This is a genomic window from Bradyrhizobium sp. Kon69, from assembly GCF_055807515.1.
The window spans coordinates 1-255 of the sequence record NZ_JBVVOS010000447.1 but is presented as its reverse complement, the minus strand read 5'-3'; the positions used below and the strand labels follow the sequence as shown (position 1 = coordinate 255).

General features: G+C 63.1%; 1 protein-coding gene. It reads left to right on the top strand.

Features of this window, described 5'->3' with window-relative positions; translation table 11 throughout:
• Positions 1–189, top strand: a 189-nt coding sequence (locus AC0L3U_RS39745) for a hypothetical protein (protein WP_473365173.1), incomplete at its 5' end; no start/stop codon positions are given.
• Positions 190–255 lie beyond the last annotated feature (66 nt).

Below are 255 nucleotides of genomic sequence, written 5' to 3'. Positions count from 1 at the left end.
CGCGCCGATCGCGACGAACTGCACGACTACGCCCCGCGTGCGCCCCAGGCCAAGCGCCAGAAAAGCCAGGTGCTGCAAGTGGCGCTGGGGGTGTTCCTCGATGGCCTGGCGTTGTGGCTGGTGCAATTGGGCGCGACTGCAATCATGGCCAAGCTGGCCATGGGCACTCTGCAATTTGGCGGCGGATGAAGATCAAAATGTGGGAGGGGGCTTGCCCCCGATGGCGGCAATCCAGCCAGTATTTCGGTAACTGAC